The organism is Nocardia carnea (genome assembly GCF_029869215.1).
Classification (GTDB): domain Bacteria; phylum Actinomycetota; class Actinomycetes; order Mycobacteriales; family Mycobacteriaceae; genus Nocardia; species Nocardia carnea_B.
Genome location: NZ_JARWPM010000445.1, coordinates 81,900 through 96,603, shown reverse-complemented (window position 1 = coordinate 96,603; position 14,704 = coordinate 81,900). Strand labels below are relative to the sequence as shown.

Sequence of the window (14,704 nt, the reverse complement as noted above, 5' to 3'; positions counted from 1 at the left end):
CCGGCGCCGCAGGAAGGACATCAACGATCGAGATGAGGAGAACGAACAAGTGTCACTCAATGTCGTAGTCGCCGGGCTACCCAAGGCGGTACAGAACGCCGAGGATCCCGACGACGGAATATGGTTGACCGCCGACCAGAAGCTCCGCATCACCGGCGTCACCGAAGACGTGTGGCTGGAACATATTCCGGTCTCGCAGCTGAACGCCGGCGCGGCGCCGCAGCGTCCACCGCACGCGATCATGGTCGAAACCAGCGGGACCAAGAAGGAAATCGAGATCGAACAGGGCATCCTGAAGATGCCCGGACTGCAACAGCTGTTCAACCCGGACCTGAAACTGCTGCAATCGATGAGCGCGGGTGCCGAACACCTCGTGGGAATCGTGCCCGAGGGCGTGGTCTTGGCGAACGCTTCCGGCGTGGCCGCCAATGCCATCGCCGAGACCGTGATCGCGGGCATCCTCGCCCAGGCGAAGATGCTGCGGGAGCGCTGGGAGCACCAGGCGGCGCGGGCCTGGCAAGAACTTCCAGCCCGCGAACTGGACGGATCGACCATGACGGTGCTGGGCACCGGCAGTATCGGCGCGCGAACGGCGACGATCGCGCAAGTACTCGGCATCCGGACGATCGGCATCAACCGTAGTGGTCACGCGGTGGCGGGATTCGACGAAACGCTGCCCACCGGCGGGCTGCACGACGCGCTGGCCCGCTCCGACTACCTGGTGATCGCCGCGCCGCTGACCCCGGCCACCCGCGGGCTCATCGACGCGAAGGCGCTGGCGGCGATGAAACCCGGCGGATGGGTCGCCAATGTCGCCCGTGGCGCGATCCACGATGCCGGCGCGCTCATCGACGCGCTGGAACAAGGACAGCTCAGCGGGGCGCTCATCGACTGCCACAGCACCGAGCCGCTGCCCGCCGACGATCCGCTGTGGAAGGCACCGGGCGCCCAGGTGTTCCCGCACGATTCGCACGCATCCCAGCTGCTGGGCGATCGCCAGGTCGACCTGTTCGCCGACAACCTGCGGCGCCTGGTCGACGGACGCGATTTCCGCAATGTCGTCGATCTCTCGCTCGGGTACTGAGGAGGCGACCGTGAATATCGGATTCATCGGGCTCGGTGTGATGGGCAAGCCGATGGCGGGACATCTCCTCGATGCCGGTCACGAAGTAGTGGTGTTCAACCGTTCGCGCGCGAAAGTCGACCAGCTCGTGGCAGCCGGCGCGGTGGGTGCCACGAATCCGGCGCAGATCGGGGAGAAGGCCGATGTCGTCGTCACCGTGCTGCCCGACTCGCCCGACGTCGAAGCGGTACTGTTCGGCGCCGACGGGGTGGCCACCACGCTGCGTCCGGGAACATTGGTAATCGATTGCAGCACAATAGCTCCCGAAGCCGCGCGACACATCGGTGCGCGGCTGACCGAACGGGATGTGGCATTCGTCGACGCACCGGTCAGTGGTGGTGAGGCCGGCGCGGTAGCCGGAACTCTCGCGGTCATGATGGGGGGCGAGACCGAGGCGGTGCGCCGGGCCGGCGAGGTACTCGACGCCGTCGCGGCGACGATGGTGCACGTCGGGCCCGCCGGGGCGGGACAGCTCGTGAAGGCCGCCAACCAGATGCTCGTCGCGGGCAATATCGCGCTGGTGGCGGAGGCCGTGTCGTTGCTGCGGCGCACCGGCGTGGAGGTGGCGGCCGCGCTCCGGGTGCTGGGCGGCGGTCTGGCGGCCAGCAAGGTCCTCGAGGTGAAGGCGCCGAAAATGCTGGACCGCGATTTCGCGCCCGGATTCCGGCTGGACCTGCACCACAAGGATCTGAAGATCGCGCTGGCCGCCGCCGAGCAGGCGCAGCTCGCGGTCCCGGTCACCGGCCTCGTCACCCAACTCGTGCACGCGCTGCGGTCGGCCGGCGACGGCGGACTGGATCACGGCGCGCTCATCAAGGCATTCGAACGGCTCAACGGAATGTCGCCGGACAGTCCGTGAACCGTCCGCGGTCCGCATCGCCGAGGCCGCACACCGATCGGAAGGAAGAAATCGTGCCGACAGCATTGATCTGTGGCGGGGGAGTCGCGGGGCTCTCGTCCGCCCTGCACCTGAAACAGCGGGGCTGGAAAGTCCGGATATTCGAGACCGATTCGGAACTACGCACCGCCGGTGTGGGGCTCAACATCTGGCCCAACGGAGTCCGGGTCATCGACGGGCTCGGGCTGGGTGCCGAATTCCGGTCGTTCGCCGCGGAGATGCGGCGGTGGTGGACGCTCGACAGCGACGGCACCCGCACCTCGGATACCGAGGTCGGGCACTGGACCGAACGCCTCGGTGCGCCGGTCACCGGGGCCCGGCGGCGGCGCTTGAACGCCATGCTCGCCGACGCGCTGGACCCCCACGAAATCGAGTTCGACACCACCGCCGTGGGATACGCGCAGACCGACGAGAAGGTGGAGGTGCACTTCGACGACGGCCGGACCGCGGAAGGAGATCTACTGCTCGGCGCGGACGGTATCGGATCGCGGATCCGCAACGCGATGCTGGGCGCGGCCCCGGAGTTCACCGACGAAGGGATCGTGCGGTGGCGGGGAGTCTTCGAACTCGCCGCGGCCGGGGTCCCGGTGAGCGTGCAGGCCGATGTCTACGGGGCGGAGGGCCATTTCGGGTGGATCCCCATCGATACCACCCACGCCTACTGGTACGGCTCCGTCCACGGGCTCACCACGTTCGAAGAATTTCGCGCCGTCTACGACACCTGGACCGGCACCCCGGTGCCCCGGATCATCGCGAGCAGCGAACCCGACAGCATCATCGGCCGCGAGATCGGGCACTACCGCGAGCACCTGCCGCGCTGGGTGGACGGGCGGGTGGCCCTGATCGGTGACGCGGCGCATCCGATGTACCCCGGGATGGCGCAGGGCGCCAATCAAGCGCTGATCGACGGGCAACTGCTCGCGCAGACCCTCACCGCGCACGGAGACGTTCCGGGTGCGCTGAGGGATTTCCAGGAGCAGCGAATTCCGGTGGCGAACAAGATGGTCGACTATTCACGGCTGCACTTCGACTACGCGCGCACCCGCAAGGAATACCGGTCCGGTGTGGGCAATCTCCAGATCAACCGCTACCTGGAGTTCGAATCATGACGGCCGTCGGCGCGATGCCGCTACCCCGCCGGCGGGCCACCGTGACGTTCGCGCTCGACGGGCGCGTGCAGGCCGCGGCCTTCCTCGTGGCCCTGATCGGACTCCAAGAGGTCCTGACCCGTACCGGTATCCTGCCGTCCGGATACTTTCCCCCCGCGAGCGAGATCGCGGCCGCACTGGCCGGGGAGCTGGGCGGGCCGGCGCTGGGCCCGGCCGTGTCGAGCACGGTCGTCACCTGGTTGTCGGCGCTGAGCATCTCCGTAGTCCTCGGTACCGTCGCGGGAATCGTGCTCGGCCTGTTCGCCCCGGTCGAAGCGCTGCTACGGCCGGTGATCGAATTCTTACGGCCGGTGCCGTCGGTCGCCCTGATCCCGCTCGTGGTGCTCACCATCGGGACCGGCTCCCAGAGCGCCCTGTTCCTCGCGGTCTTCGCGGCGTTCTGGCAGGTACTGGTACCGGCGATCGCCGGGGTGCGGGCGGCGCACCCGGTCGCGCTGGAGACCGCCCGGTCCTACCACCTCACGGCCTGGCAGCGGATCCGCTGGATCCAGCTACCGAGCATGCTCCCATACCTGGCCACGGCGATCCGGCTGGCGACCTCGACAACGCTCATCCTCGTGGTCACCGCGGAGATCATCATCCAGATGCCCGGTATCGGCTACGAGATCACGATGGCGCGCTCCGCGGGAAACCCGGCGCGGATGTACGCCTACATCGCGTTGAGCGGTCTCGCCGGGATCGCGCTGAACGCGCTGATGCGCCGGGTGGAGCGCCGGGCGCTGGCGGCGCAGGGACCGGAGGAGATCCGATGAACGGGTTGACGGCAGTATTGTCCACCGGCCGTGGCCGGACGGTCCTGGGCGTGGTCGGCGCATTCGGCGCGCTGACGGCATGGTTGCTGCTCTCCGCGCACAGCGGCAACGCCTACTTTCCCGCACTCTCGGAGATCGTCGCCGAGGCGGGCGAGTACTGGACGACACCGGAAGGGCTGGCCAATATTCGCGCCAGCCTGACGACTCTCGGCGCGGGGCTGGCGATCGCGGTGGTTGCCGGGGTGGGGCTGGGGCTGGTGATCGGGCAGCTCGCGTTGGTCGAGCGCATGGTCTCGCCGACGCTGGAGTTCGCCCGGGCGATACCCAGTACCGCCCTCATCCCGTTCGCGATGATGCTCTTCGGGGTCGGGCCCGAGATGAAGATCTTCCTCATCGCGCTGGGCTGTGTCTGGCCGATACTCCTCAGCACCGCCGACGGTGCCCGCCGGCTGGATACCACGATGATGGCCTCGGCACGAGCGTTCGATATCTCCGGACTGCAACGTCAGGTGTATGTCGTGTTCCCGGCGGTGCTGCCGCGCGTGCTCGTCGGTGTGCGGATCGCGATCCCGCTCAGTCTCATTCTCATGGTGACGAGCGAGATGGTCGGCGCGCAGCAGGGGCTCGGGTTCGTCATCACGCAGGCGCAGGCGACATTCCAGCTGCTGACGATGTGGTCGGGAATTCTGGTCCTGGGAATTCTCGGATTCCTCATGACCGCCCTCTACGCCTTGGCCGAACGGCGTTTGCTGCGGTGGTGCGACCCGCGGCGGGCCGGCACGCGGTGACGCCGCGGTCCTTTTCACACAAGTTGTACCCACCGAAAACGAAAGGCAGGGGCCGATGCTCATCGTGTCGAACCTCGAGAAAACCTACCCGGGCAAAGGCGGCGGCTTCACCGCGGTGGCCGATATGTCCTTCAGTGTGGAGAACGGGGAACTGTTCAGCATTGTCGGCCCCTCCGGCGCCGGGAAAACGACTCTCCTGCGGTGCATCGCCGGGCTGGACCGGCCGACCAGCGGTTCGGTGACCTTTCACGGCCGGCGCGTCGACGGCCCGCCGCCCGATTTCGCGGTGGTCTTCCAGGATTACGCGCGCTCGCTGCTGCCGTGGATCACGGTGGCCAAAAATGTCGAACTACCACTGATGAAAAAGGGAATCGGCACGGCCGACCGCCGGGCGCGAGTCGAGCGGGCGCTGGCGGAGGTCGGGCTGGCCGAGGCGGCGCACAAGAAACCGTTCCAGCTCTCCGGTGGTATGCAGCAGCGGGTCGCGATCGCCCGCGCGATCGCGTACCGCCCGCAGGTGCTCATCATGGACGAACCCTTCGCATCCGTCGATGCGCAAACCCGCGCCGACCTCGAGGACCTGCTGCTGCGGGTGCGCGACGAAACCGGGACCACGGTGCTGTTCGTGACGCACGATGTCGACGAATCGGTGTATCTGAGCCACCGGGTGGCGATCGTGACGCGCTCACCGAGTTGTGTCGCCGAAATCGTCGATATCGGCCTGCCGGATCGCCGGGATCAGATCGGAACCAAATCCCTCCCCGAATTCGCGCACCTGCGCGCCCACGTATTCAGCCGGATTCGCGAAATGGTCCGCACCGACGCGGCCCTGCTCGGCGTATGACACGAAATCATCAAGGAGAAAACGATGTTCACCAGACTTTCCCGCGCGGTGCGCTACGGGGCTTTCGCTGCGGCCGCAGCGGTGGTAACGGCGTGCGGTGGCGGCGGTAGCGCCGATTCCGCGTTGGCCGACGGGGAACTCGCCGAGGTCGAGGTGGGAACGATTCCCGCGATTCTCAGCGCCCCGCTGTTCGTGGGAATCGAGGAGGGGATCTTCGAAAAACACGGCCTGCGGGTGTCGGTGAATTTCGCCGACGGCGGGGCCGCCGTGATACCCAGTGTGCTCAGCGGTGAGAACCAGTTCGGCTACTCCAACACGGTCAGCCAACTCGCCGCGATAGATTCGGGGTTGCCGTTACAGCTGGTGCAGCCGGCGTGGGCGCCCTGCTGTACGCCCGAGGAAGACGACCACGGTGTGCTCGTCCTGCCCGGCAGCGGCATCGACGAGCCGAAGGATCTGGCGGGCAAGAATATCGCGGTCAATACGCTGCAGAATATCGGCGAGGTGCATATCCGCCGGGCCCTCGACAAGCTGGGCGTGAACCACGAGGGCCTGACGTGGACACAGCTTCCGTTCTCGGATATGGGCGAAGCGCTCGAACGCGGTGATGTCGACGCGATCTGGGTCTCGGAGCCGCATCGCACGCCCGGCCTGAACAAGGGCTGGAAGCAGATCATCGCCCCCGGCGTCCAGTCGTTCCCCGACCAGGTGAGCGGCTATTATTCGACCTCGCGGCAGTTCGCGGAATCGAACCCGGCGGTCGTCAAGGCCTTCCGCGAGGCGATGGTGGAAGTCAATACCTTCGCCCAGGAAAATCCCGCTCGAGTGGGTGAGGTGGCCGTCGCGGAAATGGGTATCGACCCCGCTATCATCGACCAGGTCAATTTCCCCAAATTCCCCACCGCGGACGACGGCCGGGCAATCCGCGATTACGGCGCGGCGGTCGTCGAATACGGCCTGATCGAGGAGGAGCCGGCGGATTACGACGCACTGTTCGCCGCCACGGACTAGCGGTCCGGACCATCGGATGCCTGTGCGCACTGATTGCGAAACATCCGGTGCCGCAGACAGACCCGACGAAAGCGGGGAAACGTTGTCGAGTGCCGACGGGGCGGAATCGCCTACCATTGCCCTATGACCAGAGTGCCAGCGCAAGGGGGGCGTCCGCGGCGAAGCGGGGTAGTCGTGGACGACCCCCGTGGCGATATCCTGACGGCCGCCGCGGAGTTGTTCGCGGCGAAAGGTTTCGGGGCCACCCGGATGGGCGCGATTGCCGAGCGGGCGGGTCTGGGTCAATCCTCGCTGTATTACTGGTTCAAATCCAAAGACGAGATCCTGCGGGAAATCATGGACCAGAATCGCGCCTCACTGGAAGCGGCGCGAGCATTGTCACGGCACGATTCTCCGGCGGCGGTGCGGTTGTATATCGTGCTCTATCGGGATGTGATCCAGATGTGCACGGCACCACTGAATTTCTACGATCTGGAGGAGGCAGCGAAACAGCAGCCGGAGGTGTTCCGTGATTTCCAGGGCGACTACGACGAGTTGTCGGCGCGGCTGTGCAGCATTATCGAAGCAGGGGTGGCGTCCGGTGAGTTCATCGACGTCGCGCCGGCGGAGTTCGCGCGGACAGCGCTGAGCCTGAACGAGGGTAGCCAGTACCGGTTCCACGCCCAGGGCAAGGGCAGGGACGAACTGCACGCGTTTGCGGATGCGGCAGCGAGAACGTCGCTGCGGGCGGTGATGGCGGATGTCGGGGCGTTGGCGGGTGTGCAGGAAGCCGCTCGCCACGGCATCGCCGGATTCCGGAGCTGCCCGGACGTGCCCGTGGGGTGAATCCCACACCGGAGCGGGCGGCCGGGCAGCGCCGGATGGCGAATGCGCGAACCGGGCATCGGACGGTTTCCGGCTGCCACTCGAACGAGATGACCCCGCCCCGGGCGATACACCCGGGGCGGGGTTTGGCCTTCCGTCCGTCGGTGCGCGTCCGGCCGCTCGCGGGGCGTCACGCGACGTGCGAGACCCTTCGCTGCGCTCGATTGCGCTAGGCGTGCGCCCGCAGTGCGGCGATGAGCCATTCCGCGCCCGGGACCATCGGCGGGCGGGCGGGCCAGCCGTTGATGATCCCGAGCAGTGTCCAATAACGCTCGACCCGGCGGTCGGTGAACGTGGCCATCCGGTCGGCGAGGGCGGTTCGGTCGGTGCCGTCCGGGATCTCGCGGGCGAGGATCTCGGCCGCCGCCGCCGAATCCGGTGCGATACCGGCCTCCAACGCGGCCACACCGGCCGCTATGGCGGCGGTGCCGGCGGTTGTCTCGGCTTCGGGCACCTGTGCGTCGGCGTCGGCGCCCGTGACGGCCATCTCCCGGCAGCGGTCGCGGAAGCCCTGGTCGCGGACCAACTCCGCCAGTTCGATCCAGGCGTCGACCTGTTCGGGTGACGGATCGTCGGGCAGGGTGGCCGGCATCGACCGCATACCGTTCGCGATATGAGCGCCGGGGGCGTCCGGGTCGATTCCGGCGAACGCCTCGTCGACGAAATCGTCGATGATCCGCTGGCGTTCGGTGGCGGACAGGGTGGCGAGTTCGTGCATGATTCTCAACTCCTCGGTCGTGCTGTTGCGGTGCGCGACCGACCGCAGTACCGCGCGCCGGACCCGCAGCGTGCGGATCTCGGCATCCAGCGCCCGCGCATGCGCGGCCGCCACCTCGGCCAGGCTGGTCTGCCGGTCGAGCACCGCGCGCACGGTGGCCATATCGATATCCAGCTCACGCAGGGTGTGCACCAGCTCGAGCCGGGCGGCGGCCTCGACGTCGTAGAGGCGGTACCCGGCCGGGCTGCGGGTGGTGGGCGGTACCAGTCCCTCGTCCGACCAGAACCGGATGGTCCGGGCGTCGAGGCCGGTGTGCCGGGCCAGCTCGCCGATGGTGAACAGGATGTCGCGGTCGGTCACGGATACAGCCTGAACCTTCCAGCGGGTGGAAGGTCAAGCCCGCCGCGCGAGCGCTACCGAGGTGTGGCCGGAGTCCACTGTTGCGCCGGTGATACGCCGGGCAGTGGTTTGCCGATAACCGCGAGCGGGACGTAGAAGTTCACCTCACCGATCACCATGGCGAGCGCGGCGATCTCCCGGTCGCTGTAGTGGGCCGAGACCTCCTCGTACAGGGCATCGGTAACGCGTTCGCTCCCGGACGAGGGCTGGAGGACCGCTTCGACCAAGGCCAGTGCGGCGCGTTCGGCCTCGGAGAAGTACGGCGAGGTCGGCCAGGTGGCCACCGCGGCGATCCGTTCCTCGGACTCGCCCTGCTTGCGCAATGCGCCGGTGTGCAGGACGGCGAGATAAGTACTCCCGACGACCTGCCCGGCGCGGAGCTGTACCAGTCCGACAGTGGCCGGTGCGATCGTGCCGTTACCGGTCACGCCGCGCAAGGCGGCAGAGACCTGGCCCATCTCCGGGACGAGCTGAACCGGATTCGGCATCCGCGAGACCCGAACCTGCTCCGCAGTTGTCATTGTCAATGTCCTTCCATCCATCGACAGCCGATGGTGCAGCCGTCGCCTGACCTCAACGATCAGTTCGGGGAACTGGAGAAACAACGGCGAAGTGTGCAACGCTGCGTTAACCGCTGTGTTGACATGCGAGGTAGACGTGGAGATTCGTGATATCGAGATCTTTCTGACGCTGGCGGAGGAGTTGCACTTCGGTCGCACTGCCGCCCGGTTGCATGTCTCGGTCGCACGGGTCAGCCAGGCGATCAAGAAGCAGGAGCGCGCGATCGGTGCGCTGTTGTTCGATCGGGACAATCGCACGGTCCGGCTCACCGCGGTAGGCGCGCAGTTGCGCGACGATCTCGTCCCGGTCCGCGCCGGCCTGGAGACGAGTCTGCGCCGGGCGCGCCTGTCCGCGACCGGCAAAGCGGGGGTGCTCCGGGTGGGCTCACTGATGCTCAGCGGCTATGACCTCGAGAAGTACTGGTCCCGTTTCCGCGACCGGTATCCGCAGTGGAACATCCAGCTGTCGTTCGCGCGTTTCGTCGATCCGTTCGCCGGTTTGCGCCGAGGTGATCTCGACATCTTGATCGCGTGGCTACCGATCGAGGAGCCGGACCTGACCGTCGGGCCGACGATCACTGTCGAGCGGCGTGTAGTCGGGGTGGCAGCAGATCACGAACTGAGCATCGAAGAGTCGGCCCCGTCGACTGTGCTGCGGGATTTCTGTCACCCGACCACGGAATCGGCGCCGGATTATTGGGTGGACAGTTTCATATCGGCACAGGCCCGGAAGAAGGCACATATCGAACGCACCCGCGTCGTCACCAATACCGAAGAACTGGTTCACCTGACCGCCACCGGAGAAATCGTCACGGTCCAGCCTCGGCACGCGGCCCGCTACTGGAATCGCCCGGACCTGCGCTGGTTACCGGTCCCGGATCTGCTCCCACTCAGCTACGCGCTGGTGTGGCGCACCACCGCGGAAACCGACGCGATCAGGGCGTTCGCCGATGTCGTGCGCGAACTCGGGCCACGGTACGAATAGCGGTCGCGACAACGCCGAGCGGCGCGGTACTCGCCGGGCGGTCACCTCGACATCGCTCGCTCCGTCGGGTTTCCGGCCGGACTGCGGGTGGGAGCTGAACCGAACCCGCGGCCCGTCGGTACCGGATGGTGGGGGCGTCGCGGCCACCTCGGTTTACCGCGTCAGCGTGAAACCCTCGTAGCCGTCGGCGGCGACCTGGTCGCATTTCTCGCGGAAGGCACCGACGCCGCCGATGTAGGCGTACATCACCCGGGGTTTTCCGGGTACGTTCGACCCCACGTACCAGGAGTCCACCTTCGGGTACAGCGTCATATCGCCGACCTCGCCGACGTGGCGGGTCCATTCCTGCTCGGCGGCGACCTCGGCTTCCATGGTCGTGAGGCCCTGGGACCGCATCGCGACGATCGCGTCCGCCACCCAGTCGACATGCTGCTCGATGGACACCAGCATGTTCGACAGGACCGCCGGGCTGCCCGGGCCCGTGATCGTGAAGAGGTTCGGGAAGCCCGCCACGGCGAGACCGAGGTAGGTGACGGGCCCGGCCGCCCACTTGTCCCGCAGCCGTGCGCCACCCCGGCCGCGAATATCGATCGCGTCGAGCGCACCGGTCATCGCGTCGTATCCGGTGGCGTAGATGATGTCGTCGAACTCGAAACTCTCCTGCGTCGTCGCGAGCCCGGTCTCGGTGATCTCGGTGAGCGGGGTCGCGCGAACATCCACCAGCCGGACATTGGGGCGATTGAAGGTCTCGTAGTAGTTCGTCCCCAGGACCGGGCGTTTGACGCCGAACAGGCCGGTGGGCTGAAGGAGCCGGGCGACAGCGGGGTCCGGCACGATTTCGGCGATGCGGTCGCGGATGAACTGGGCGGCGGTCTCGTTGGCGGCTTCGTCGGCGAGGGTATCGGTGAATCCGGTCAGCATGCTGACGAGTTCGCTGTTCTTGTCCTCCCATACGCTGCGGTAGAAGGCATTTCGCTCGTCCTCGCTCACCTCGAGCGCACCCTTGGTGGCTTCGGGCCGGGCGATACCGAACGACGATTCCCGGTTGGCCTTGCGCACCTCGCGGTAGCGCGATTTGATATCGCGCTGGAATTCGGGATCTATCGGGTGGTTACCGGCGGGCAGTACGTAGTTCGCGGTCCGCTGGAACACGGTGAGCTGTTCGGCCACCTCGGCGACGAGCGGAATCACCTGCACCCCGGAGGAACCGGTACCGATCACCGCGACCCGGCGATCGGTGAAATCCACCTCCTGATCGGGCCATTCGCCGGTGTGGAAACTGCGGCCGCGGAAGGTCTCGATACCCGGCACTTCCACCATCTTCGGCTTCGACAGGCAGCCCGTCGCCATGATCGCGAATCGCGCCGAGACGACCTCGCCCTGATCGGTGGTGATCTGCCACCGTGCGGCGGTTTCGTCGTAGACCGCGGTGGTGACCCGGGTCCGCAACCGCACATCCTTACGCAGATCGAAGCGATCCGCGACATGGTTGATGTAGCGGAGCAGCTCCGGCTGCGGCGGCAGCTTCTCCGTCCACTCCCACTCCTGCTCCAGGTCCGGGTCGAAGGAGTAGTTGTAGTACATGCTCTTCACATCGACGCGGGCACCCGGATAGCGATTCCAGAACCACGTGCCGCCGATACCGTCGCCCGCTTCGAACACCTGCACCGAGAGCCCGAGTTCGCGCAATTTGTGCAGCGTGTACAGGCCGGCGAAGCCGGCTCCGACGACGACCGCGTCGATCTCCCGGGCCTGCTGCCCGGTCGATGCTGCGGAATGCTCCGAGGTCATGGTCATCGCGCGACCTGCCTTTCGATGAATAGCCGTGGGACGGGGTGGGGATCAGGTGAGACGCATCGGCGGGCAGGGCGGAAACCGGACCGGTAGCGCCGCCAAGGCGCGGTGGAACTGCCCGGGCCGCCATTCCAATTGGTCCGCGGGTACTTGCGGCTGGATATCCGGCAGGGCATCGAGCAGCAGATCGATGCCCTGGGCGGCGATCGTCCCGGCGAGGGTCTGGGCCGGGCAGGCGTGCGGACCGCCGCCCCACGCCAGATGCGACCGGTTACCGCGCCGGTCACCACCGGTGACGGCGGGGTCGTTGTTGCACGCGGCCAGGCTGATGACCACCGGTTGATCGGCCGGCAGCCAGGTATCGCCGACCAGCTGTGGCTGGATGGGGTAGCTCACGCACCAGTTCGCCAGCGGCGGATCCTCGAACAGGACGGCATCGATGGCGTCGCGGGTGTCCATGGCGCCGCTGAGGACCTCACCGCCGTATTGTTCGTCGGTCATCAATTGCAGCAACGCGTTGAGGATGAGATTGCAGGTCGGCTCCGTGCCCATGGAGAACAGCAGTGCGGCCTGATTCACCATCTCCATGAGATCGAGCCCGTCCGGGTGCCGCAGCAGCTGTGAGGTCAGGTCGTCGCCCGGCTCGGCCTGTTTGTGCTGGACAACGCCGATCAGTGCCTCGACGAAACGCTGCTGCCCCTCCTCGGCGCCCACCCCCTCCATCATCGCGGCCATGCCCTCGTAGGCCGCGGCCGCGGCGTCCTCCGGAAATCCCATCAGTTCGCTCAGCACGCGGAAGGTCAGCGGGTACGCGTAGTCCATTCGCAGGTCGGCGGTACCGCGCTCGCAGAAGCTGTTGGTCAGGTCCTCGGCGGCCCGCGCGACCGCGTCGTGCACCTGGTGCAGGTCGACGGTTTCCAACGCCGCGATGATGGTGCGCCGATATCGCTCGTGTTCCACGCCCGCGGTGCGCAGCGCGTTCTGGCGATAGCCGAGCATCGGCCGCATCGGGCAATCCGCGGCGGCGTTCTTCTCCCAGCGGCGGGAATCGGCGGGAAAATGCGTCTCGTCGTTGAGGATCTGCACCGCCACCTGGTAGCCGATCACGAGTGTCGCCGGCACACCCGGAGCGAGCTCGACCGGTACCAGCGGGCCGTGCCGCCGCATCTCCGCGTAGACGCGGTGCGGATCGTTAGCGAACGCGGGATCATCCAGCCGGACAGAAGTATTGGCGGGTACGGGCGACCTGGGTGTGATCGGGGATTCGCCGCGAAAGCCCGGAACTGCATTGCTCAACGCGTAACCCTCGCAAGCGATGGCGCGTGGTGTTCCTTCCTGCCTGCTGCGGGACGGCCTGGCTCTAGTTGTGTGGGCACGTAAGGACACCTTACCGGAAAGTGTTCCAAGGCAACGGTTTAGCGAAACCTGCACCACAGCTTGTTGCCTGTGGACAGCTGCCGGCGACAGCGTCGGCGCGAAATGAGTTGACCCTCCGTACGCCGATGGCTAGCCTCCCGGTCGTGATGCAGCAGTTCTTCTTCCGTCTCGGGTAGCAACCACCGCGCCGCATTCCGCGGTCACTGTCGCCCTCCGACCGCACTTCGGCATGCGTGGACACCGCCGGAGCGATCGGTCGTACCCGAAACACGAAGAAGGAATTTTCATGCTGTTGCTCGTCTCCGGCGCTTCGGGCGTCGGGAAAACTACCGCCCGGCTCGGCGCCGCGCCCCTGCTGGGTGCCGCTGTCGAAAGCGCCGAACTGTGCACACTCGGTCCCATCCCCGCTGTTCCGACGATCGCCTGGCGGCAGCGACAGGTCGAGGTCGCCGTGCGGCGCGCTGTCGAACTGGAGAAAACAGGCCGGCATCTGCTGTTCGCCGGTGATCCCGTCCCCGCGGGCGAAGCGCTGGCGGCGCCGTCGGCCGACCGGATCGATATCGCGGTCTGCCTGCTGGACGCGGCGGCAGCCACGCAGACCGAACGGTTGCGGGCCAGGCAGGAACCGCCGGAGTTGCTGCCGCTGCATCTCGGCTTCGCCGAGTGGATGCGGCGGCACGCCACCGACCCTTCGTATGTACCCGAGGCGCTCACCGATGACGGTTGGCCGGAGATGTGCTGGGAACGCTGGTCGGGCCGTGATGACCTCACCGGGATATGGGCCATGCACGTGATCGATACGTCGGCACTCGACGCGCAGGACGTCGCGCGAGCACTCGCCGATTGGTGCCGTGCGGCGATCGCGGGAGAGGCGCCGGTGTTCCGCCGGGGCTGGCATACCCGTCGGTGAGTCCGCTGGTCGTTCCCTTCGCCTGGGTCCGGGCGGGGGAACGGCCGCGGTTCAGGCTGTCGGGTCCCAGAGTCCGGCGGCCGTGCCGCGGGCGAGGTGGCCGGCGTAGACCCCGACCTTCCAGGCGATGAGGGAGCGGCACTCCTCCAGGGCCCGGATCTGGGCTTCGACGCGTTGCTGATGGGTATCGAGGAGGCGCAGTCGTTCGGCTTCGTTGCCCGGGCCCTGCCGCACGAGTGCGGCGAATCGTTTCAGATCGGCCAGCGGCATCCCGGATTCGCGCAGTTTGACACAGATGCGCAGCCAGTCGATATCGGCGACGGTGTATCGCCGCCGGCCGCCCGAGGTGCGCTCCACCGGCCCGACCAGCAGGCCCTCGCGCTCGTAGAAGCGCAGGGCGTGCACGCTCAGGCCGGTGCGCTCGGCCACCTCGCCGATGCCGAGTGATTCCGTACGTGTGCCGGGAGCCGCCATACGTCCAGCCTACGACTTGATCTAGACCTCACTCTAGT

General features: G+C 67.1%; 15 protein-coding genes. 10 read left to right on the top strand and 5 right to left on the bottom strand.

Annotated elements, in window-relative coordinates:
- The first annotated feature begins 49 nt into the window (after window positions 1-49).
- The 8 genes from QH276_RS33615 (at window position 50) to QH276_RS33580 (ending at window position 7,410) form a co-directional block, all read left to right on the top strand.
- Window positions 50-1,084, top strand: a complete 1,035-nt coding sequence (locus tag QH276_RS33615; protein WP_280401987.1) for a D-2-hydroxyacid dehydrogenase — start codon at window positions 50-52, stop codon at window positions 1,082-1,084.
- 10 nt (window positions 1,085-1,094) lie between these two features.
- The gene (locus tag QH276_RS33610; protein ID WP_280401988.1) at window positions 1,095-1,982 is read left to right on the top strand and encodes an NAD(P)-dependent oxidoreductase; all 888 of its coding nucleotides are present in this window, start codon (window positions 1,095-1,097) and stop codon (window positions 1,980-1,982) included.
- A gap of 53 nt (window positions 1,983-2,035) precedes the next feature.
- Entirely contained in the window at window positions 2,036-3,130 is a 1,095-nt protein-coding gene (locus QH276_RS33605; protein ID WP_280401989.1) for an FAD-dependent oxidoreductase, read from the top strand.
- Window positions 3,127-3,942, top strand: a complete 816-nt coding sequence (locus tag QH276_RS33600; RefSeq protein WP_280401990.1) for an ABC transporter permease — start codon at window positions 3,127-3,129, stop codon at window positions 3,940-3,942. Before QH276_RS33605 ends, QH276_RS33600 begins: the two co-directional genes overlap by 4 nt.
- Window positions 3,939-4,730 carry an ABC transporter permease gene (locus QH276_RS33595; protein ID WP_280401991.1) on the top strand — a complete coding sequence of 264 codons (792 nt, stop codon included), beginning with the start codon at window positions 3,939-3,941 and terminating at the stop codon, window positions 4,728-4,730. The genes QH276_RS33600 and QH276_RS33595 overlap by 4 nt, the downstream gene beginning before the upstream one ends.
- 55 nt (window positions 4,731-4,785) lie before the next feature.
- Window positions 4,786-5,574 (top strand): ABC transporter ATP-binding protein, encoded by a 789-nt coding sequence (locus tag QH276_RS33590; RefSeq protein ID WP_280401992.1) that lies wholly within the window; start codon window positions 4,786-4,788, stop codon window positions 5,572-5,574.
- A gap of 24 nt (window positions 5,575-5,598) precedes the next feature.
- Window positions 5,599-6,585: an ABC transporter substrate-binding protein gene (locus QH276_RS33585; RefSeq protein ID WP_280401993.1), complete on the top strand. Its 987-nt coding sequence runs from the start codon at window positions 5,599-5,601 to the stop codon at window positions 6,583-6,585.
- 123 nt (window positions 6,586-6,708) lie between these two features.
- Window positions 6,709-7,410, top strand: coding sequence for a TetR/AcrR family transcriptional regulator (locus QH276_RS33580; protein ID WP_280401994.1), 702 nt, complete (start codon window positions 6,709-6,711; stop codon window positions 7,408-7,410).
- 208 nt (window positions 7,411-7,618) lie between these two features.
- Here the strand turns inward: QH276_RS33580 and QH276_RS33575 are convergent, their stop codons facing one another.
- Together QH276_RS33575 and QH276_RS33570 are read right to left on the bottom strand one after the other, a co-directional pair.
- The gene (locus QH276_RS33575; RefSeq protein WP_280407020.1) at window positions 7,619-8,527 is read right to left on the bottom strand and encodes a MerR family transcriptional regulator; all 909 of its coding nucleotides are present in this window, start codon (window positions 8,525-8,527) and stop codon (window positions 7,619-7,621) included.
- Window positions 8,528-8,580: 53 nt separating this feature from the next.
- Window positions 8,581-9,087 (bottom strand): carboxymuconolactone decarboxylase family protein, encoded by a 507-nt coding sequence (locus tag QH276_RS33570; protein ID WP_280401996.1) that lies wholly within the window; start codon window positions 9,085-9,087, stop codon window positions 8,581-8,583.
- Between the two features lie 136 nt (window positions 9,088-9,223).
- Here QH276_RS33570 and QH276_RS33565 point away from each other — a divergent pair, with 136 nt between their 5' ends.
- Window positions 9,224-10,111 (top strand): LysR family transcriptional regulator, encoded by an 888-nt coding sequence (locus tag QH276_RS33565; RefSeq protein WP_280401997.1) that lies wholly within the window; start codon window positions 9,224-9,226, stop codon window positions 10,109-10,111.
- A gap of 153 nt (window positions 10,112-10,264) precedes the next feature.
- Here QH276_RS33565 and QH276_RS33560 read toward each other — a convergent pair whose 3' ends face one another.
- Both QH276_RS33560 and QH276_RS33555 read right to left on the bottom strand, forming a co-directional pair.
- The gene (locus QH276_RS33560; protein ID WP_280402030.1) at window positions 10,265-11,902 is read right to left on the bottom strand and encodes a flavin-containing monooxygenase; all 1,638 of its coding nucleotides are present in this window, start codon (window positions 11,900-11,902) and stop codon (window positions 10,265-10,267) included.
- A 51-nt stretch (window positions 11,903-11,953) separates the two neighbouring features.
- Window positions 11,954-13,201 carry a cytochrome P450 gene (locus tag QH276_RS33555; RefSeq protein ID WP_280401998.1) on the bottom strand — a complete coding sequence of 416 codons (1,248 nt, stop codon included), beginning with the start codon at window positions 13,199-13,201 and terminating at the stop codon, window positions 11,954-11,956.
- Window positions 13,202-13,568: 367 nt separating this feature from the next.
- Here QH276_RS33555 and QH276_RS33550 point away from each other — a divergent pair, with 367 nt between their 5' ends.
- The gene (locus tag QH276_RS33550) at window positions 13,569-14,192 is read left to right on the top strand and encodes a hypothetical protein (protein WP_280401999.1); all 624 of its coding nucleotides are present in this window, start codon (window positions 13,569-13,571) and stop codon (window positions 14,190-14,192) included.
- A gap of 51 nt (window positions 14,193-14,243) precedes the next feature.
- Here QH276_RS33550 and QH276_RS33545 read toward each other — a convergent pair whose 3' ends face one another.
- Complete coding sequence (locus QH276_RS33545) at window positions 14,244-14,666, bottom strand: MerR family transcriptional regulator (RefSeq protein ID WP_280402000.1); 423 nt, start codon at window positions 14,664-14,666, stop codon at window positions 14,244-14,246.
- Window positions 14,667-14,704: the final 38 nt, after the last annotated feature.